At 61.8% G+C, this 20,642-nt stretch carries 15 protein-coding genes and 2 tRNA genes; 5 read left to right on the top strand and 12 right to left on the bottom strand.

Annotated elements, in window-relative coordinates; translation table 11 throughout:
* Nucleotides 1–1,579 (bottom strand): B12-binding domain-containing radical SAM protein (locus AC1RMF_RS25425; protein WP_493145248.1); only part of this gene is annotated, 1,579 nt, incomplete at its 3' end.
* 17 nt (nt 1,580–1,596) lie between these two features.
* Between AC1RMF_RS25425 and AC1RMF_RS25420 the strand changes: the two genes are divergently transcribed.
* The 4 genes from AC1RMF_RS25420 to priA all read left to right on the top strand — a co-directional run bounded on the left by AC1RMF_RS25420 (nt 1,597) and on the right by priA (nt 8,117).
* Nucleotides 1,597–1,968, top strand: coding sequence for a DUF167 domain-containing protein (locus AC1RMF_RS25420; protein ID WP_493145246.1), 372 nt, complete (start codon nt 1,597–1,599; stop codon nt 1,966–1,968).
* Between the two features lie 150 nt (nt 1,969–2,118).
* Entirely contained in the window at nt 2,119–4,290 is a 2,172-nt protein-coding gene (locus AC1RMF_RS25415; RefSeq protein ID WP_493145245.1) for a protein-disulfide reductase DsbD family protein, read from the top strand.
* A gap of 96 nt (nt 4,291–4,386) precedes the next feature.
* Nucleotides 4,387–5,496 carry a uroporphyrinogen decarboxylase gene (hemE, locus tag AC1RMF_RS25410; RefSeq protein WP_493145244.1) on the top strand — a complete coding sequence of 370 codons (1,110 nt, stop codon included), beginning with the start codon at nt 4,387–4,389 and terminating at the stop codon, nt 5,494–5,496.
* A 377-nt stretch (nt 5,497–5,873) separates the two neighbouring features.
* Complete coding sequence (gene priA, locus AC1RMF_RS25405; RefSeq protein ID WP_493145242.1) at nt 5,874–8,117, top strand: replication restart helicase PriA; 2,244 nt, start codon at nt 5,874–5,876, stop codon at nt 8,115–8,117.
* A 16-nt stretch (nt 8,118–8,133) separates the two neighbouring features.
* Here the strand turns inward: priA and AC1RMF_RS25400 are convergent, their stop codons facing one another.
* Nucleotides 8,134–9,120 (bottom strand): AEC family transporter, encoded by a 987-nt coding sequence (locus AC1RMF_RS25400; RefSeq protein ID WP_493145241.1) that lies wholly within the window; start codon nt 9,118–9,120, stop codon nt 8,134–8,136.
* A gap of 147 nt (nt 9,121–9,267) precedes the next feature.
* Between AC1RMF_RS25400 and AC1RMF_RS25395 the strand changes: the two genes are divergently transcribed.
* Nucleotides 9,268–11,370 carry an ATP-dependent helicase gene (locus AC1RMF_RS25395; protein WP_493145240.1) on the top strand — a complete coding sequence of 701 codons (2,103 nt, stop codon included), beginning with the start codon at nt 9,268–9,270 and terminating at the stop codon, nt 11,368–11,370.
* Between the two features lie 15 nt (nt 11,371–11,385).
* Here the strand turns inward: AC1RMF_RS25395 and AC1RMF_RS25390 are convergent, their stop codons facing one another.
* The 10 genes from AC1RMF_RS25390 to AC1RMF_RS25345 all read right to left on the bottom strand — a co-directional run bounded on the left by AC1RMF_RS25390 (nt 11,386) and on the right by AC1RMF_RS25345 (nt 20,577).
* Nucleotides 11,386–11,910, bottom strand: coding sequence for a hypothetical protein (locus AC1RMF_RS25390; protein ID WP_493145239.1), 525 nt, complete (start codon nt 11,908–11,910; stop codon nt 11,386–11,388).
* A 74-nt stretch (nt 11,911–11,984) separates the two neighbouring features.
* On the bottom strand, nt 11,985–13,847 hold the full coding sequence (locus tag AC1RMF_RS25385) for a TolC family outer membrane protein (RefSeq protein WP_493145237.1): 1,863 nt from the start codon (nt 13,845–13,847) through the stop codon (nt 11,985–11,987).
* A 294-nt stretch (nt 13,848–14,141) separates the two neighbouring features.
* Nucleotides 14,142–14,217 (bottom strand) — tRNA-Gly (locus AC1RMF_RS25380).
* A gap of 186 nt (nt 14,218–14,403) precedes the next feature.
* Nucleotides 14,404–14,790 carry a hypothetical protein gene (locus tag AC1RMF_RS25375; protein WP_493145235.1) on the bottom strand — a complete coding sequence of 129 codons (387 nt, stop codon included), beginning with the start codon at nt 14,788–14,790 and terminating at the stop codon, nt 14,404–14,406.
* Nucleotides 14,791–15,011: 221 nt separating this feature from the next.
* Nucleotides 15,012–15,087 (bottom strand) — tRNA-Phe (locus tag AC1RMF_RS25370).
* Between the two features lie 54 nt (nt 15,088–15,141).
* The gene (locus AC1RMF_RS25365) at nt 15,142–15,819 is read right to left on the bottom strand and encodes a response regulator (RefSeq protein ID WP_493145234.1); all 678 of its coding nucleotides are present in this window, start codon (nt 15,817–15,819) and stop codon (nt 15,142–15,144) included.
* 35 nt (nt 15,820–15,854) lie between these two features.
* The gene (locus AC1RMF_RS25360) at nt 15,855–18,134 is read right to left on the bottom strand and encodes a sensor histidine kinase (protein ID WP_342619051.1); all 2,280 of its coding nucleotides are present in this window, start codon (nt 18,132–18,134) and stop codon (nt 15,855–15,857) included.
* On the bottom strand, nt 18,131–18,760 hold the full coding sequence (locus tag AC1RMF_RS25355; protein ID WP_342619052.1) for a DUF4390 domain-containing protein: 630 nt from the start codon (nt 18,758–18,760) through the stop codon (nt 18,131–18,133). The genes AC1RMF_RS25360 and AC1RMF_RS25355 overlap by 4 nt, the downstream gene beginning before the upstream one ends.
* Nucleotides 18,717–20,042 carry a 16S rRNA (cytosine(967)-C(5))-methyltransferase RsmB gene (gene rsmB / locus AC1RMF_RS25350; protein ID WP_493145232.1) on the bottom strand — a complete coding sequence of 442 codons (1,326 nt, stop codon included), beginning with the start codon at nt 20,040–20,042 and terminating at the stop codon, nt 18,717–18,719. The genes AC1RMF_RS25355 and rsmB overlap by 44 nt, the downstream gene beginning before the upstream one ends.
* A gap of 7 nt (nt 20,043–20,049) precedes the next feature.
* Nucleotides 20,050–20,577 carry a LemA family protein gene (locus tag AC1RMF_RS25345; protein WP_493145230.1) on the bottom strand — a complete coding sequence of 176 codons (528 nt, stop codon included), beginning with the start codon at nt 20,575–20,577 and terminating at the stop codon, nt 20,050–20,052.
* Nucleotides 20,578–20,642: the final 65 nt, after the last annotated feature.

Genomic DNA, 20,642 nt, shown 5'->3' with positions numbered 1-20,642 from the left:
AGCGAGATGCCTGGTGGCGCTGCTGCCGTTGGGTGGCGGGTCGGTTAAGTGCCACCTGCTTTTCGCGACGCGGCAGCAGGCCTTGCAGGGCACGCGGGCTGGAGCGTGCGCCGCTACCCACATAGTCCGACAACAGGGCTGCTCGCACCGCGTCTGCGGGCAAGGCGCGCACCTGCGTGAGGTAGTCAAACAAGGCGTCCACCAAATCTTCGGGCGTCAGTGCATGGGTGCTGGCAGTGCGCTGCCACAGCCACGCTGAAAAGTCGGACAGCGCGGCAAAGGCACTGCCCGTCTGCAACAGCAAGTCGCAGCTCCTGCCAAAGCGACCGGAGTTGGCGAGCAAGTCCCAGTAGCGTGCCAGACGTGCAAAGGCCTGCACGCCTGCGGCGCTGACGGCATCGGTGTGTTGCACGGTGTACGGCGGCAACGGGTCATACACCATGCCGTCCTGGGCAGGCCCACCGGCCGGGCTGCGTTGCGCCAGCGGCGTGCCGCGCAGACGCTTGAGCAAGCCCAGTTGAATCTCATGGGGGCCCAGCGCGTACAGGCGGTCAAAGCCCTGCGCAAAACTGTGCCAGCTCTCGCCGGGCAGGCCGAAGATCAGGTCGGTGTGCAGATGCGCCTGGGTGTGGGTCAGCAACCAGCGGATGTTGTCCTCTGTGCGCGGGTTGTCCTGCCGGCGCGATATCGCCTTTTGCACATCCGGATTGAAGCTCTGGATACCGATCTCAAACTGCAGCGTGCCCGCGGGAAAGCGCACCAGCATGTCCTTGAGCGCATCGGGCAAGTGGTCGGGCACCAATTCAAAGTGCAGAAACAGGCGCTCATGCGGCATGGCCTGCAGCGCGTCCAGAAAGAACTGCAGGATGCGCACCGACACATCCACCTTGAGGTTGAAGGTGCGGTCCACAAACTTGAAGCTGCGTGCACCCCGCGCCAGCAGCGACTGCAGTTCGAGCAGAAACGGTTCCAGCGCAAAGGCCCAGGCGGTCTTGTCCAGAGCGCTCAGACAGAAAGCGCATTTGAACGGGCAACCGCGTGAGGCCTCCACATACAGCACACGCTGGGCCAGATCGGTGGCGCTGTAGTGGGCGTAGGGCAGAGTGAGTTCCGACAGGGGTGGCTGCTCACCGGCAATCACCTTCATCAGCGGCCTGGGCCCATGCACCAGTGCTTTGCACAGTTTGGGGAAACTCACATCACCCCAGCCGGTAATCACGTAGTCTGACGCTTGCACGATGGCTTGCTGTTCCAGCTCGAAGCTCACCTCCGGCCCACCCAACACCACCTGGATCTGCGGGCACTGGCGCTTGAGCAGGCGAATGACTTCCTCGGTCTGCACCACATTCCAGATGTACACGCCAAAGCCCACGATGCGCACATCGGCATCCCCCAGCGACGCCAGCAGTTCGTCCACGATGGCCTGGGGTGCGCGGTGGATGGTGAACTCATGCAGCTGCGTCACCGCGGCCAGATCGGCGCCGCCGTAAAGCGGCATGTTCGCCATCAGATAGCGCAAGCCCAGGGACGCGTGGATGTATTTGGCGTTGAGCGTGGCAAGGGCGATGCGAGCAGACATGGCCGTATTATCAAAGCATGGCCAGCAAGCAACGCTCCAAGACCAACGCCAAGAACGCATCGCCTGGCGCTGCACCCGCCGCGCGCAACAGCACGGGTGACACCTTTTTTGGCTGGGACGGGGACGTTCTGGTGGTCAACATCCTGGGCAAACCAGCCGCGTCCAAGGATGCCATCGGCAAACCAAAGGGCACACAGCTCAAGGTCAGCGTCACGGCCGCGCCCAAGGATGGCAAGGCCACCGATCACATGGTGCGCTTTCTGGCGCCACTCTTTGGCGTGGCGGTGTCGGACATCGAGGTGGTGTTTGGACGTGAGAACGTCAACAAGCAATTGCGCATCCGATCCCCCAAGAAATTGCCGCCTGTTTTTGACTTGGAAGCGTCATAAACGGCTTGGCGCGACAATCGGGGGGTAGCGCAGTGTGCGCATCCTATTTGCCAGTCTGTCCCCATGTACTTTGTCCCTGAAATCCCGGTTAACCACCAAACCCAAAGGCGCCATGCTTCTCGCCCATGGACTCGCGCCATTGCCACCTGCATGGCGTCACTGTGCATGGCCACTGTGGCCTGGGCACAGTTCCCGGCCCCTGCTGCCAATTCGGTGGGCGGTGGAACCGTCAGTGCCGTGGTGCAGACCGAACAGGTACGCGCCGAACTGGTGGCCTATGCGCCGGACGGCGTCAGCGCTGGTAAACCGGTGTGGGTGGGACTGCAGCTCACGCACCAGCCGCAATGGCATACCTACTGGAAGAACGCCGGGGACTCCGGCCTGCCCACCCGATTGGAGTGGAGCCTGCCCGCTGGCATCGCCGCAGGCGAGATTGCCTGGCCCACACCACAAAAAATCAATATCGGCAGCCTGGCCAACTTCGGCTATGAAGGCACGGTGCTGTTGCCGGTGCCGCTGAGCATCGACAAGGCATTCGCACCGTCCGCGTTGTCCAACACGCTGGAGGTCAAACTCTCAGCCTCCTGGCTGGTGTGCAAACAGGAGTGCGTGCCGCAGGACGGCAGCTTTGTATTGCAACTGCCCTTGCGGAGTTCTACCGCATTGCATGCCGCGGACTTTGAACGCGCCCGCGCGGCACAACCCGCTGCGCACAACGGCAAGTCCGAGGTCCAGTTGGCCAAGGACGGGCTCACCGTCACGGTTGCCGGTCTGCCAGCCGCCTGGCGTGGCGGAAACATCAGCGCCTTCATCGAAACGCCGGACATCATCGAGACTGCCCGCTCACCTTCAGCCAGCGACAGCAAGCCACAGAACTGGAGCGGCGATGGAAGCTGGTCTGCCACGCTGCCCTACTCCACCTTGCGCAGCGAATCACCGGCAAGCTTGGCCTTTGTGCTGGTATCAGGCACGCAGAGTCTGAGAACCCAGGCCACCGTACATGGGACTTGGCCGCCTTTGCCCACGGGACCAGCCGCGTCCGCCACACCGCAGTTGACCGGCACCAGCGGCAGTGCGCCGCTCCCCCCTGCCAAGGCAGATGCCGGACTGGGAACCTGGGCCCTGGCCATGGGCGCGGCCTTGCTGGGCGGGCTGATCCTCAACCTCATGCCCTGTGTATTCCCGGTACTGGCCATCAAGGTGCTGGGGTTCACCCGCCCGGGACAGTCGCACGTGAGCCACCGCACCCAGGGCCTTGCTTATACCGCCGGTGTGGTGCTGTCCTTTCTGGCACTGGGTGGGCTGATGCTGGCGCTGCGCGCCGGTGGAGAGCGTCTGGGCTGGGGCTTTCAGCTTCAGTCGCCGGTGGTGATTGCGGCATTGGCCTTGCTGTTTACGTTGATCGGCCTGAACCTCATGGGCTTGCTGGAAGTGGGCAATCTGCTTCCCGGCAAGCTGGCCTCCCTGCAGTTGCGCCACCCGGTGGGTGATGCGTTTCTGTCAGGCGTACTTGCGGTGGCCATTGCATCGCCCTGCACGGCACCCTTCATGGGCGCGTCGCTGGGCTATGCAATTGCGCTACCGGCAGTGCAGGCGCTGGGCATTTTTTCAGCGCTGGGCGTGGGGCTGGCCCTGCCGTTTCTGGCCGTTAGCTGGATTCCTGGCTCGGCCAAGCTGCTGCCACGGCCCGGCGCCTGGATGGTCACGCTGCGCCGCTTCCTGGCCTTCCCCATGTGGGCCACGGTGGTCTGGCTGCTGTGGGTGCTGGGTCATCTGAGCGGCGTGGACGGCGCCGCCAGCCTGCTGGCCCTGTTGCTGTGTCTGGCGCTGCTGGTGTGGTCGCTGGGTTTGAGCGGGCGCAGCCGTGTGGTGCTCAGCGCCATTGCTTTGCTGACCGGCATCTGGCTGACTGCCAGCCTGGGGCCCAATGTGCTGCGCGAGGAAGCCGCTGCCTCCGTGTCTGCGTCCGCCGGCTCAGCCGCAGGTGCCTGGCAGCCCTGGGAGCCCGGCCGTGTAGAAGCAGAGCTTGCCGCCGGGAAGCCTGTGTTTGTGGACTTTACCGCCGCCTGGTGCATTACCTGCCAGTACAACAAGAAGACCACGCTCGCCGACGCCACCGTGCAGGCGGACTTTTCCGCCAAGAAGGTAAGCCTGCTGCGCGCCGACTGGACCCATCGCGACCCAGCCATTACCCAGGCCCTGAGCGATCTGGGTCGCAGCGGTGTGCCGGTGTACGTGCTGTACCAGCCAGGCAAGCCAGCGGTGGTCCTGTCGGAATTGCTGGGCGTGGGTGAGTTGCGGTCCGCGCTGGCGCGCCTCTAAGCGCCGCACGCTGCTACTGCCAAGCTTGGTGTAAGGCTGCAGGGCGGTCACCTGCGACAATCAGGCTATCTACCTAACGCCAAGCTGCGCTGCCTCATGACCACTTTTGCCCCGCTCCAGAACGATACATTCCTGCGCGCCTGCATGCGCCAGGCTACGGACTACACGCCCTTGTGGCTGATGCGCCAAGCCGGGCGTTACCTGCCGGAATACTGCGCCACCCGTGCCAAGGCAGGCAGCTTCATGGGGCTGGCCACCAACACCGACTACGCAACCGAAGTGACGCTGCAGCCGCTGGAACGCTACCCACTGGATGCCGCCATCCTGTTCAGTGACATCCTGACCGTGCCCGATGCCATGGGCCTTGGCCTGTCCTTCGCCCAGGGCGAAGGCCCGCGTTTTGCCACCGCCGTGCGCGATGAAGCCGCCGTCGCCAAGCTGGAAGTGCCGGACATGGACAAGCTGCGCTATGTGTTCGATGCCGTCACCTCCATCCGCAAGGCGCTCAATGGCCGTGTTCCCCTGATCGGTTTCTCCGGCAGCCCCTGGACACTGGCCTGCTACATGGTTGAAGGCAAGGGCTCGGACGATTACCGCCTGGTCAAGACCATGCTGTACAGCCGCCCAGACCTGATGCACCGCATGCTGGCGGTGAATGCCGATGCCGTGGCCACCTACCTGAATGCCCAGATTGACGCCGGCGCCCAGGCCGTGATGGTTTTTGACAGCTGGGGTGGGGTGCTGGCCGATGGGGCGTTCCAGGAATTCTCGCTGGCCTATACCAAACGGGTGCTGGCGCAGCTCAAACGTGTCGGCGTAGACGGCAAGGTGGTGCCGCGCATCGTGTTCACCAAGGGCGGTGGCCTGTGGCTGAAAGACATGGCACCACTGGACTGCGAAGTGCTGGGCCTGGACTGGACAGTCAATCTGGGTATTGCACGTGCCCTGGTGGGCGGAACCGAGAACGGCCCTGGCAAAGCACTGCAAGGCAATATCGACCCGAATGTGCTGTTCGCACCGCCCGTGCAAATCGCAACCGAAGTGGCACGCGTGCTCGACAGCTTTGGCACACCGTATCAGGGCACGGGCACCGGACCCACGCACATTTTCAACCTCGGCCATGGCATCAGCCAGTACACGCCGCCCGAAAACGTTGCAGCACTGGTCGAAGCCGTGCACAGCCACTCAAAAGTGCAGCGACGGTAATTTCTATACCACGTTTTTGGCACCTTGCAAGCGACCGCATCACTACTTATGCACAAAATGAGGGATGCGGCATAGCAGCAAATCGGAAACGGTGCATATTGCGCTACAAACTCCATAGCGCGTGTAAGTTGTTGATTTGTAAGGATTTAAAACTTTGCTTTTTTTCTGGGCATTCCGGCGAAAGCCTTGATTTACAAGGCGTTGACAGGCGTCGGTCCAAGATATGAACAAAGTTATCCACAGAAACTCTGAACTACTCACAAATGGTTTGTAAATCAAGCACTTAGCCTTCCTTCCTCAGAATTACATCAACTAAACACCCCAACTGAGCACCCAGCTGCGAACGTTTCAGTACCGGTTTCACCCGCCCTCACTCCATGACCACCTGGCTCTGCGTACTCGTTCAGACCCCCGCGCATTCCGCCCTGGGGCCGGTGCTGACCTACCGCAACCCGCAACCGTTGCCGAGTGGCACGCTGGTGCGGGTGCCGCTGGGTACACGCGAGACCTTGGGCCTGGTCTGGGAACCGAGTGCGGCAGATGCCACCGGCGAGATCGACCCGGACAAGGTGCGTGACATCGCTGGCGTGCTGGAAGGTATAGCGCCTTTGGGCACGCCATGGCAGCAGTTGGTGACATTTGCCGCCCAGTACTACCAGCGTTCGGTTGGTGAAGTGGCGTTGGCGGCCCTGCCACCGCAGTTGCGGGACCTCTCGCCCCAGCAGATGCAGCGTCGGCTCAAGCGCAAGAAATCCACCGATGCAATGCCTGCCGCGATGCAAACGGCGCAAACGCTGAGCCCCGAACAGGCCGAAGTGGTGGAGCAGATCCGCCAGCAACCCGGACCGTTTCTGCTGTTTGGCGCCACCGGCAGCGGCAAGACCGAGGTGTACCTGCACTGCGTACAGACCTTGCTGGCACAGGACCCGAATGCCCAGGCGCTGGTCATGGTGCCGGAAATCAACCTCACGCCACAGTTGGAAGCGCGCTTCCTGGCCCGCTTCGCGCCCCTGTATGGCGAACAGGCGGTGGTCTCCCTGCACAGCGGCATGACCAACCCGCAGCGCCTGAAAAGCTGGCTGGCGGCACACAGCGGCTGCGCGCGCATCGTGCTGGGCACGCGCATGGCGGTTTTCGCCTCCCTGCCGGCCCTGCGCCTGATCGTGGTGGACGAAGAGCATGATCCCAGCTACAAGAGCAGCGAAGGTGCACGCTATTCGGCGCGCGACCTGGCGGTGTACCGGGGCAAGCTGGAGGACGCCAAGGTCATCCTGGGTTCAGCCACCCCGTCATTGGAGAGCTGGTACCAAAGCCGCCCGGCTGACCAGGGCGGTCGCTACCAGCGGCTGCATATGCCCAGCCGCATAGGCGCTGAGGAAGGCCCCCCGGCATTGCCAGCGGTACCCGATGTTTCACCCCCCAGCGTGCAGAGCCTGGCCGCCGCCGCGCGCCAGGCCATGCGGCTGCAGTCGGGCACCCCCGCGGGCTTGCCCCTGGTGAGGCGTGTGGACATGAACCACCAGCCCCGCAGGGCCGTGTTTTCCACACCGCTGCTGGAAGCCATCAAGGAGCGGGTGGCGCGCGGCGAACAGTGCATGGTGTTCCTGAACCGGCGCGGCTATGCGCCGGTGCTGCACTGTGCCGATTGCGGCTGGAAGAGCGAGTGCCCGCATTGCTCGGCTTTCCGCGTCTTCCACAAGATAGACCGCACCCTGCGCTGCCACCACTGCGGCTTTACCGAGCGCGTGCCGCGCGCCTGCCCGGCCTGCGGCAATCTGGACATAGAGCCCATGGGACGCGGCACCGAGCAGCTGGAAGAGCAACTCGCCGAACTGCTGGCCGATGTGCGGCGCCCGGGGACCGCCAGCGCGGAGCACCCGCAGGGTGAGCCGCTGCGCATTGCCCGCATTGACGCCGACAGCACCCGCCTGAAGGGTGCCTTGGAAGAACAACTGGCCGCCGTCCATGCCGGTGAGGTGGATGTGCTGGTGGGCACCCAGATGATTGCCAAGGGCCATGACTTCCGCCGCATCACGCTAGTGGCAGCGGTCAACCCCGATGGCGCCTTGTTCTCCAGCGACTTTCGTGCGCCCGAGCGCCTGTTCAGCCTGCTGATGCAAGCGGCAGGCCGTGCCGGACGCGACGCGGCGTTAGGCGAAAGCAGCGAAGTCTGGATACAGACATTCCAACCGGCACACCCGCTATACGCGGCACTCAAGGCGCACGACTACCCGGCCTTTGCCGATCAGCAACTGCTGGAACGGGAACAGGCCGGCATGCCGCCATTCAGCGCGCAGGCGCTGGTGCGGGCGGAAGCCCGCACGCAGGAGGCGGCGCAAGCCTTTCTCAACCTGGCACGTACCTCGGCACTGGAAGACATGGCGCAGTGGCCGGGCTGGGCTCCCATCCTGGAGCAGGTATCGGTGTACCCGGCCGTACCCATGGCGATCCAGCGCGTAGCCAACATCGAACGTGCCCAGATGCTGGTGGAAAGCCCCTCACGCTCGGCCCTGCAGAAGTTCCTGGCGGCCTGGCACGACGTGCTGCATGCCAGCCGCTCCGCGCCCGAGTGCAAGGGCCTGATCCGCTGGGCGGTGGATGTGGACCCGTTGGCGATCTAGCCCCAGCTGACAGAAGTTAGCGCACGCTCAGCAGCGCGACGGCACCAGAGAATGTGAAGAAGGCCGCCACTGTGGAAGCCAGGATGATGCGGGCGATGCGTCCGCTGTCGGCACCGTAACGCTCGGCCAGCAGCACCACATTGCTGGCACTGGGCAAGGCCGCCAGCAATACCAGCACCTTGAGTGCAAAAGGATGGAGCGCAATGCCCAAGGCAATGGCGGCCGACCCCACACCCCAGACCAGCGCCGGGTGGACAAACAACTTGAGGGCGGCGACGGGCAGATAGGCTTGCCAAGGCACGGCGTGGGTCCGGTCGGTTGCCGACAGTATCTGAGACCGCGCCAAAACAGCACCAATGGTGAACAACGCGACCGGTGACGCTGCATCGGCCAGCAAGCCCACGGTCTTGCCTACGGGTTGCAGCAACTCCCAATGCAACCCGGAAACACAGGCGCCGGCAAAAATGGCCCAGGGCAAGGGATTGGCAGCTACACCCCGCAAGGCCTTGGCCGCCGCCTCTGCGGCGCTTGCATGGGGTGCTCCATCCGACACATGCGGCCCCAAGCGTGAGAGGGCAATACACAGGCTGGAGGTGACCACCATGTCCACAACCAGGGACACGATGACCGGTGTGGCGGCCGCTTGCCCCAGCAGGGCCACCAGCAAAGGCACGCCCATGAACCCGGTATTCGGGAAAGCAGCCACCAGTGCGCCAAAGGCGGCATCGTTCCAACCGGTGCGCCCGCGCCGGGTCAGCCAAAGGCAAAGCGACACCATCAGCAAGGCGCACAGAAGGTAGGTCAACGCCAACTGGGGTGCCAGCAGTTCGGCCAGCGGAGCGGACGCGCCAAACCGGTACAACATGCAAGGCAGCGCAAAGAACAACACAAAGCTGTTCAGGCCGGGAATCGCCGAGAGCGCCAGCATCCTGCAGCGCGCAGCCAGGTAGCCGCAGGCGACCAGGGCAAAAAAGGGAAAGGTGATCGTCAGAATGGCCAGCACCGTGCCATTGTCAACGTGATTGCCAAGCGCCCCGCAAACCCGGGTCGTGCGCGCGACAGGTGGCAGGCCGTTAAGATCAGCCCTCGCCTTTTGTTTGCCCACCCGTCCCCGTCCGCTCCCTCTATGTCTGCAGCCTCCCCATCCGGAATGAATATCGCCCAGCAAGAGGCCGTGAACTATCTGCACGGCCCCTGTCTGGTGCTGGCCGGTGCGGGGTCGGGCAAGACCCGCGTGATCACGCACAAGATTGCCCGGCTGATCCAGATGGGCATGGCGCCCAAGCGCATTGCCGCGATCACCTTCACCAACAAGGCCGCGGCCGAAATGCGGGAACGTGCCAAGGGGCTGATCGGCAAGCAGGCCAAGGAAGTGGTGGTTTCCACTTTCCACTCGCTGGGCGTGCGCATGCTGCGCCAGGATGGCACGGTGATGGGCCTCAAACCCAACTTCTCCATTCTGGACACCGACGACATCACCAGCATCCTCAAGGACGCAGGGGGCACCACCGACGCCGCTACGGCACGCCAGTGGCAGTGGACCATCAGCGGCTGGAAGAGCGCCGGCCTGAACGCGGCCCAGGCCCTGGCGCAGGCAGCCAACGAAGAAGAGCGAGTGGCTGCCATCGTGATGGCGCGCTTTGAGGAGCGCCTGATCGCCTACCAGAGCGTGGACTTTGACGACCTGATCAGCCTGCCGCTCAAGCTGCTGCAGAACCATCCCGAAGTGCGCCAGCGCTGGCAGGCCCAGATGGGCCATGTGCTGGTGGACGAATACCAGGACACCAACGCCACGCAGTACGAAATGCTCAAGCTGCTGGTGGGAGAGAACCCGCAGGACGCGCGCTTTACCGCGGTGGGGGACGACGACCAATCCATTTACGGCTGGCGTGGTGCCACCCTGGACAACCTGAAGAAGCTGCCGGTGGACTTCCCGACGCTCAAGGTCATCAAGCTGGAGCAGAACTACCGCTCCACCAGTGCCATCCTGCGCGCGGCCAACAATGTGATCGGCCCTAACCCCAAGCTCTTTCCCAAGAACCTGTGGAGCGACCTGGGCGAAGGCGAACCGGTGCGTGTGGTGGACGCCGACAGCGAAGAACACGAAGCCGAGCGCGCCGTGGCCCGCATCCAGAGCCTGCGCGCCGAGGGCACCTTGGCCCAGGCGGGCGCACAGTACCGCGAGTTTCGCGACTTTGCCGTGCTGTACCGCGCCAACCACCAGGCCAAGCCGTTCGAAAAAGCGCTGCGCAAGGCCAACATCCCCTACAAGGTCTCCGGTGGGCAGAGCTTTTTTGATCGCGCCGAAATCCGCGACCTGTGCGCCTGGTTCCGCCTGTGGGCCAACAACGACGACGACCCGGCATTCGTGCGTGCCGTCACCACGCCCAAACGCGGCATAGGGCACCAGACCCTGGGCACCCTGGGCACCTTTGCCAACCAGTACAAGATCAGCCTGTTCGAGGCGTTGTTTTCCTCCTCGCTGGGCTCGGTGCTGAGCGGCAAGGCACTGGGCAGCCTGCACGAGTTCGGCCGCTATGTGAATGACCTGCAGTTCCGCGCCCGCCATACCGAAGGCGCTGAAAACGCCGGTGTGTTCCTGGCCGAATGGCTCAAGGAGATCGGCTACGAGCAGCACCTGTATGACGGCGAAGACAGCGAGAAGCTGGCGGCCTCCAAATGGGCCAATGTGACCGAATTCTGCGAATGGATGGCACAGCGCTGCGGCGGCCAGGTGGAGGGCGTGGCGGGGGTGGATGAGCGTGAAATCAAGAACCTGCTGGAGGTCTCTCAGACCATTGCACTGCTCTCCACCATCAGCGAGCGCGAGAAGGACCAGAACGTGGTGACCCTGTCGACCCTGCACGCGTCCAAAGGCCTGGAGTGGCCCCACGTGATGCTGGTGGGCGTGAACGAAGGCGTGCTGCCTTTCAAGCTCAATGAAGACGCCAACGGCGATGGCAAGCGTAGCGCCGAGGCCGTTAACGAGGATCTGGCGAGCCGCTTGCAGGAAGAGCGGCGCCTGATGTATGTGGGCATCACGCGCGCCCAACGCAGTCTGGCCGTGAGCTGGACCCGGCGACGCAAGAAGGGACGCGAGCTTGTCGCCGCATTGCCGAGCCGGTTCATTGCCGAGATGGCACTTGACCAGGCCACGGTGAAGGAAGATCCGCGCGAGAAACTGCGGGCGCTACGCGCCGAGTTCGCACTCAAGGCACAGGCATCGGCTGCGGCAGCCGCCACCAACCGCTAAGTCAATGGAATGGGCTTAGATGGACAGGCCCAGACCACCGCTGGGTGTGTCGGGCGGACCAAACTCGGAGTCATGCAGGTCAGAGAGTGCCAGCATGGCTTGCACCGCTTCCTGGTTGAAGCCGACGCGGGCGTGTCCCATGCCGTCGCCACCGGACATGATTAGCTTGTTGATGTAGACGCTGCATTCCTTGTAGCCCCACAGGGTGCGTATCGTGTTGGCAATGCGCTTGTGGTGCAGTTCCACCACGGCCAGAGCGGCTTCCTTGCGCTGATCCAGCGTCATCTCCTCCAGGGGGATCGGTTTGGTGGGCGCATCGGCAATTGCGCTTGCCTGCGGCGCCGCTTTGGAGGCTACGGGTTGAGGTGATGGTGTTGATGCCGACGCCGGAGGGGTCTGCTGTTCCGCAACTGCACTGTCCCACATACCCCAAGCCGTATCCGGATCATCTTCGATGACCTCTATACCACGCGTGACCTTCGCCTCTTGGGTTGGCGAGTCGTCAGACTTGTCGCGCTTGCCAAAAAACCTGCTGAGCATGTGAGACTTTCTTGAAATTAGCGAAATGTTACCGCACTACGAACCGTTTGTTCCATTGAATTGTGTACAACAGCTCAACGCAAAATGACTTCCACACGGCGATTGCGCTGTTCCTTGGTGTTGTCCGGCGTGGCCACTTCCAGCATCTTCTTGCCAGCCGACTCTTCGGATATGGCTTCCACCTTGAGCCCCAAGGTGATCAGTTGCTGGACGACAAAATGGGCGCGCTTACGGCCCAACAACTCGTTCGCCTTTTCTGAACCCGAAGTGTCCGTGTGACCGATCACCGACACGTCCAGGCCCGGATGGGCTGCCGCTCGCTCGATGATTTTGGAGAGCAAGGCCGTGGACTCCGTAGTCAGCACATCGCTGCCTCGCTGGAAATACAGAACAAATCGCTCCGGCGCCTTGGGCAGAGCCGCCATTACCGCTCCGAAATCCCGTTTCAGCTGCTCATCACTCACCGCAAAGGCTGCGCCACCACCATCGGCTTTGACACCCTGCTGCGCATCCTGAAGCACTTGCTTGCCGCCCTTGCCTTCGACAATGACCTTGCCCACCACGTTGTCGCGGTCCGGCAATAGCACCACGTAGGATCCGGTAGGCTTTTCGGGTTTGCCGAAGTTCAATCCAGCCTTGATGTTTGCCACCGTGTCGACAGCAGTCTCCACGCCTTCGCACATGGCGTTCACGTCCGTCTTGTCCTGTTCATCAGACTCCTTGTTGCCCGGCATGTCGGCACGTGCCGCGCCCACGGTGTTGATGAGTTGGCCCATGGCTGCCAGTGTGCGTGCCTGCGCCGCTGCCTGGTCGTGGCGGGCGACGGTGTACGAACGGGAGGCCTGGAAAAATTCGTTTTGGGTGTCCAGCAAATCCAGCAAGGTGCGCTGACCAATTTCAAACTGCTGGCGGTAGGCCTCGCGCGTCTTTTCACTGGCAAGCCGATGCCGGTCCTCGTAGTCCAGCTTCTCGCTCAGGCTACGCACATCACTGTAAGCCAGCGAAAGCACTTGACGTACGTCACGGCAGGCTTTGTTCTGCAGATCCCGCGCCTGATCGGAGTTGAAAGTAGCCATCTTTTCATTGGCCCTGTCCGCCCCACCTTTGAACAGGTTGTAGGTCAGCGCCACGGCAGCACCCATCGCCCTGTTTTCGCCGGCAACCGAGTTGTTGTTGCCACTGGTGGCGTAACCCTGTAGATCTACACGCGGCACGTACCCCGCCTTGGCGGAGGCGATTGCGATTTGGCTGGCCCGCGCATTTTGAAGCGCGGCCAGCAAGGTCGGACTGTTCTGAATGCCATCTCGCATCAGAGCTTCAGCGCTGGCAGGCATCGTGCCGAGCTTGAAGGGCTCTGCCAACGCGGGCAGATTGCGCGGCGGGACCTCGCCGACAACACGCAAGTAACGGGCGCTGACGTCGTGCAAGTTGGTCAATTCGGTCAACAGATTCGACTCGGCTTGCGCCACTCGCCCCGTAGCCTGCTCCAGGTCCACGCGACGCCCTACCCCCGCGTTCACACGCTCCTCGACCAAATTGGCCGATTGCTTGTGATCCACGTAATTCTGTGTTGCCAGCTCAACCAGCTCACGGTAACGCACCACATCGGCATAGGCCTTGACGGCCTCCAGCGCGGTGTTTTCTGCGGTCTCCAGCAACTCGTAATACCGGGTGCGTTTGGCCGCAGTCAGGCGGTGCACTTCGTTGGAAGTGAAAAAGCCGTCAAACAGAATCTGATTGACCGTGAGCTTGGCAGAACTGGTGTCGTAATTGGTGCTGGGCACAGTTGGGGTGGTGCGGTTCTCGGGGCCGGCAGAGGCAGAGAAGTCCACTTGCGGCAAGAAACCGGCCTTTGCAATATCGCGCAGGCTGTCGGCCGCAGCAAAGGCAGCCAGCTTGGCCTGTACCTCTGGGTTGCTACCAACTGCTTTTTTCACCGCCAGCACCATCGGTTCAGGAAGGGTCGCTAGTTTGGCTTCGGAAGCCGACTGAGCCCAACCCGGTTGCGCAGTGAGCACACATACGACAAACGATGAGATTACAAATTTCTGGTGCACGATGATATTTATTGTTCGTTGAATTTCAGTGTGCCCCCAAGAGCGCAACCCACACTGTCAGATGGCCCGAATATAGGGCCTGCCCCGGTGGTTGGCAATGCGTTATGTGGTACGGGCGTGAAGGGATTGCACAGACAGGACATCATGGCAGCTTGAGCCATGATGTCCTAATGTTGGAGCGGGATAAGAGGCTCGAACTCTCGACCTATACCTTGGCAAGGTATCGCTCTACCAACTGAGCTAATCCCGCATAAGCGACCATTTTTGTGGTCAGATGAAATCCCATCTTCGCGATGGAAATTCCAATTGATGGCTTCGGGCTGTATCAATGTACAACTCAAGGTTTTTTCTCTTTTGAAGAGAACCCTGTTACCCGAAGCAAGTCTTCTATTGTACACCGACAACGACCTCTCCAGCCCCAATACGAGCTTCTTACTCAGTACTTGAAGGGAACGGTATTGGTCGGAGCAGACTGCATGACGTTGGGGGCGCTGTTCACGTTGGAGTTTTTCTGCGCTCTGTCCTGCTCCACTTTATTCGCAAGATCCCTATTCACCCTAGACTGCTGGTCTTGCGCAGCACGCGCTGCTTGCTCCTGCGCCAAGCGTCTGGCTTCAACCTCATCGGCCAGTGCCTTGTCGCGGGCAACCTTGGCGTCGTGCTCGGCCTTTTGCTGCGTCATCTCGGCGTCTGACGGCGCATTGATGTTCAACTTGGACAGCCTGCCTTGGCATTCCTTGTCCGAGAACACGACAATCCCAGTCGCATCCATACATTTGTAGACGGCACGCTCCTGCGCCTGACCGCCTGTCCCTGCAAGCATTGCGAATACAAGCGCAGGAATGAATGCCAGCCCTCTCAACTGTCTTGTCATTTGATTGGCCCCTGAAAGAATGAAATCGCCCCCGACACTTTCATGATAGTTCGGGCTACAGCTGATTCAATTGGTAAATTGCGGCACGGGTACCGGGGCAAATCATGAAGATCACACACCAGACGTAGAAACGCCCCGGTATCCAAAAGGGTACTGGGGCGCGTCGTTATTGGTGGCCTGGGGCGGAATCGAACCACCGACACAAGGATTTTCAATCCTCTGCTCTACCGACTGAGCTACCGGGCCGAGCCTTGAATTATAGCATCAACTTTTCGCAACTTCGGCAGACAGGCGTTCGGCTCAGGCTGCCTGGCGTTTGCCTCGGGTAAGGTCCACGCCCAACTGCTTGAGCTTGCGGTACAGATGGGTACGCTCCAGGCCGGTTTTTTCAGCAACGCGTGTCATGGAACCATTTTCACGCGCAAGGTGATACTCGAAATAGGCCTTTTCGAATTCGTCACGTGCTTCGCGCAGCGGCTTGTCCAACAAAAAGCTCTGGTTGGGTTGTGGGCCGGCCTCTACTCCGTTTACAAGCGCCTGGGCAGAAGCGTCCACTGACTCGGCCAGGACAAGCTCTTTGGAGGGTACTTCAGGTTGGGCGGCCTTTCGAAGATTGCCACGCGTCAAACCTTGCTCCACTGCCTTGAGCAGCTTCTGCATGGTGATGGGTTTTTCCAAAAAGGCCAGGGCGCCGATCTTTGTAGCTTCGACCGCCGTGTCTATGGTTGCATGACCGCTCATCATGATGACGGGCATGTTCAGCAGACCGGATGCCGACCACTCCTTGAGCAGGGTGACGCCGTCCGTATCAGGCATCCAGATGTCCAGAAGAACCAGATCCGGTCGCTCGCGCACACGGGCTGAACGGGCCTGTGCCGCGTTCTCGGCAAGTTCAACCTGATGCCCTTCGTCGTTGAGGATTTCCCAGAGCAGGTCCCGGATTCCATGCTCGTCATCGACCACCAAAATGTTTGCCATCGTGTCCGCGAATTCCTTGGAGTATGTCTAAAGGCTCAAGTCTGTGAGCTATTTACAACGGCCAATGATAACGACACTTGCGCACCTACGACTTTGCCGTCCACAACACGATTGCTGATGTCCACACGCGAGCCGTGTTCATCGGCTATTTTCTTGACCACCGCAAGCCCCAGTCCGGTGCCTTTGACCTTGGTAGTGACGTAAGGTTCAAAGGCCCGCTTGAGGATGGCTTCAGCGAAACCGGTTCCCTGGTCGAGTACGCTCAGGCGCACGCGTCCTTTGGTCTCCTGCCATACGGTGCGCACCACGATGTGCCCATCCGAGCCCTGCTCCAGATTTTGCGACTCGGTCGCATCCTGGGCGTTTTGCAGCAAGTTGTGAATGACTTGGCGCAACTGATGTGCGTCACCCCGAACCTTGGGACACTTGGCATCCAACTCCAGCAAGACCTGCACGCGCGGAGACTCTGCGTCGTACAGATGCAGCACGTCCTGCACCAAGGCATTCAGGTCCACCGGCTTGAGTTCCGCCGCCGGAAGGCGCGCATAGTCACGGAACTCATTGACCAAGCGCTTCATGGCATCGACCTGGTCCACGATGGTCTTGACGGATTTGTTGAGGACTTGCTGTTCGGCGGGTTCGAGCTTGCCCGACAGCTTGAGCTCCAGACGTTCGGCCGACAACTGGATGGGGGTCAGCGGATTCTTGATCTCGTGCGCAAGTCGCCGTGCCACTTCACCCCAGGCCTGGGCGCGCTGCGCCGACACGATCTCGGAAATATCGTCAAACACCAGCAGGCGCGTATCGCCCGGCAATTCGGCACCACGTGCCACGATGGTCAAGGCGCGGTCAAACGGGGCATGCATGGGTGCACTGCTGACACCCAATTCGAAAGTTTGCTGCCAATGATCCGGCTCGCGTTCCTGCTTGGCCAGCAGAAATTCCGTGAACTGGATTTGCACGGACTGGCCGAAATCCTCCAGGCCAGGAATGCTGGACAGCACCTGACCTTGATGTGCGGCCAGAGGGACCTTCAGTATGCGGGTAGCTCCCGGATTGGCTGAGAGCAAAGCGCCCTGCCGGTCCAGCACGATGACGCCGGCAGTCAGATTGTCCAGGATGGTCTGCAGGTTGGCACGCGCAGCGTCCACTTCCGCCATGCTGTGCTCCACAGCGGCCCGGGCATCGGCCAATTGGGCGGTCATGGTGGCGAACGCGCGCGTCAATCCGCCCAGCTCGTCCTTGCCCTGCATGGCCAGCTTGGGGCGCAGATCTCCGGCTGCAACTTGGCTGACGCCTTCGGCCAACAGCAGCAGAGGCCGCGCCAACTGATTGCCCAGCACCACGGCCAGCAGCACTGCGCCGAACACCGCCAGAAACAGGCTGAGCGTCAACGTGCCGATGTACATGCGCTTGAGGCCCACGCGTGCCAATGCGCGCTCTTGGTACTCCCGGTTCGCGGTGTCCACGGCCAGTGCATTGGCCACAAGATTGCGTGGCAACGCCTTGGACACCAGCAGGAAATGGGGCTCGGGGCTCAGACCCAGACCCGACAGCGCCAGAGGCACCAGCACGCGGATGCGCGACGCCGCGAGCGAGTCGGGCGTTGCCTCTTCCAGGCCATCGATCCAAGCCGCGGCACGCTCAGATTTGGCAAGGCGGAACTGCGCACTCGTGGGCTTGTCTGGGTTGAGCTGAATACGTGTCTGGCCGCCTGTGGCAACCAATCTGCCGCCGGATGTCCAGATGGCGATTTCGGACGCTCCCAGTTGATCGACGAGCTTTTCCAACTGCAATCCGGCGCCAGCCTCGGACACGTCATTGAGCTGTGGCGCAGCCGCGCGGACCTTGGCACTGAACTCGCTGGACAGGGTATCCAACGTCACCCGCCCCAGGCTCAGGCCTGCGTCAAGCGCGCCTTCAACCTTGACGTCAAACCAGGTCTCGATGGAACGCGACACGAACTGGTAGGACACTACGTAGATCAACAGGCCGGGTGCGAAGCCGACCAATGCGAAGATCGCCGCGAGCTTGACCAGAAGGCGACTACCGAAGCGTCCTTGCCGCAAACGCATGAACAGGCGGTAGGCCACCCACACAATGGCCACCAGCAGCACGGAAGCCACCGCCACATTGACGGAAAACAGCAGCGCGTAGTTGCGCTCGTACAAATCGCGGTTATTGGTCGCCTGCATCAGCATGTACAGCAGCACGGCGCCTATGAGCACCATGCATGCTGCTGCAACCGTCACGGTGCGTCGCACGGCGCGCGACGTGTGGCGCACTGTAGGCGCGGTCTGCAAGGATTCGGTCATTTGCCGGTCTCGGTGGAGAACGGTGTCAGTACGCCAACGGAGATGTCCCAATCTGACTGGCCGATGGCGCCAATCTGGAACGGACGGGGCAATTGCCCCAGGTCGAGCTTGAAGCGGAAATCAAGCTTGTACTTGGCGGATGCGTCCAGGTCGGACACGTCGGCAATCTTCCATTTAGCGATACGCTTGATGGCCACCAAGGCTTGGGCCAGGGTATCGAAGTTCTGACTGAGCGCCAGCCCGGCACCGGTGCTGGCGATGGCGCCCGGACTGACGTTCAGACGCCAGCGGCGGGTGAGCGGCTGGTAGGCCAGGCGCATATGGCGCTCTGCAAACGTCACACGACGGTCATACCAGTACCAGCGTTCACGAAGCACTTCAGCGCTGACCACAAACACCATCGGTATGCCTTTGACCAAAGCATCTTCTACCGCCGAGGGCATCTCGAACTGCACCTGTGCCGACAGCAGCCACTCTTCATCTGCACGTTCCAGCCGCAACTGGGTGATTTCGGTCGTGACTTGCGCATGCGCCAGGGCCACGAACATCAGCAGCCACGCCAGCAACAGCCGCAGGCTGCAATCAAACAGCCTGTTTTTGCAGGAGTGCGTAGAAAAATCCGTCATGGTCACCGTTGTGATTGTCCGTGACTGCGTCGGCTTTCATGGGGTTTGCCGGGATTAAATGCCCCGGTGACGGCAGCAGTGCAGCATCGGTGTTGTGTGCAAGAAACGTTTGCACTTGCCCGGCCCCCTCGGCGAGGAACACCGAGCACGTGCAATACAGCAGGCGGCCGCCGGGCGCCAGCAGGGACCAGAGCGTCTGCAGCAGCTTCTTTTGCAGGGCTGCGAGCTGGGCAATGTCGCTCTCACGGCGCAGCCAGCGCACGTCGGGATGACGGCGAACAATGCCGGAGGCGGTACAGGGTGCATCCAGCAGAATGGCATCAAACTGGCGCCCATCCCACCAGCTCTGTGGTTGACCGGCATCTGCCGCCTTGACCGTGGCCTGCAATCCCAGTCGTTCCAGATTCTCGGCAATGCGCTTGCAGCGCCTGGCATCCACGTCCAGAGCAACTACTTCTCCGACACCGCACTCCAGCAAGTGGCCGGTCTTGCCACCGGGCGCAGCGCACGCGTCCAGTACGCGCTTGGAGTCCAGTCCTTCCAATCCGGCCAGCAACAGTGGTGCTGCCATCTGGGCGGCGGCATCCTGCACGGATACCGCTCCGTCTTCAAAGCCGGGCAGTTGATGCACTGGCACTGCCCGCTCCAGCTCAATGCCACTGAGTCCCACCGCATGCGCTGCAATGCCCGCTTCGGCCAGACGCTCCAGGTAGGCCGGAACCGAGGTCTTGCGCCCATTCACCCGCAAAGCCATGGGCGCTTGCCGATTGGCAGCCAGCAAAATGGCATCCCAGTGGTCGGGATGGTCTTTTTGCAGACGCCGTATCCACCACAGCGGATGGTTCCAGCGCGCCTGCAGATCCGTGTCGGTGGAGGCAACCAGTGCCTCCCGCTCGCGCAGGAAGCGGCGCAGACAGGCGTTGATGAACGCGGCCTGGGCCCGTGTTTGCGTATGCTGCTTGGCCGCTTCCACGCACTGGTTCACCAGAGTGAAAGCGTCATAAGGTGAATCTTCCTCACGCCACAGCAGGGCCAGTGCCAGGCACAGCAAAGCATCGACTGCGGGTGGAGGCGCCTTGCGCGCTAGTTGCCTGCGCAATGCCTCGGCACGGCCGGCATTGCGCCAGGCCTGAAAGACGAGCGCCTGCACGCCAGGGCGCAACTCGGGCGCCACCGCTTCTACCGCGGCACTCCCGGACGCACCGGATCGCACGGCCTGTACCACTTGCGCAGTGGCCAGCAGTTGCCGCCACAGCGGAATCTGTTCTGTTGTCTGTTGCATTGATTTGCTAAAGGTTTCCCGCTGGCTTGAACCCCATCATGTCCACCACCATGCTGGCAGGGAACTGATGCAATGCCTCGTTGTAGCGGTCCACAATCTGGTTGAATCCGCCACGTGCGGTGCGTACTTTCAAGGCAGCCTCCTGCCAGAGCTTCTGCATCGCGTCGGACAAGGGTGGTTGCTCCAGGCTTTCGGCTTGTTCGCTGATGCGCGCCCACTCACGCTCTATGGCATCCACAATCTGACCCAGGCCCTGGAGCTGGGCCGCAGCCAGGGGCGCGCCGCGCGCCGCCTTGCAGTGGACATCGATGGACTGAACATGACGCGCCAGGTCCGCCCATACCAGCGGTATGAAGCTTCCCTCTTCGTTGGGGAACTGGGCATCCACTAGGCTGATGTAAACCCGCAGGTTCTTTTCCACGGAGCCGAGTGCATCCAGCCCTCGTGCGCGCAAGCGCATCAAGCGGTTGTACAGCCCCACGCACCAGAACACGGTGATGGCAGCCAGCAACCAGGTCAGGACAGACGCGCTCATGCAAACAGCATACTGGATAACACTGCGACCAATAAAAACGCCCCAAGGCCCGGGGCGGGCTTGGG

It is taken from the genome of Rhodoferax sp. GW822-FHT04A08, from assembly GCF_058801025.1.
This window is presented reverse-complemented; position numbering and strand designations above follow the sequence as displayed.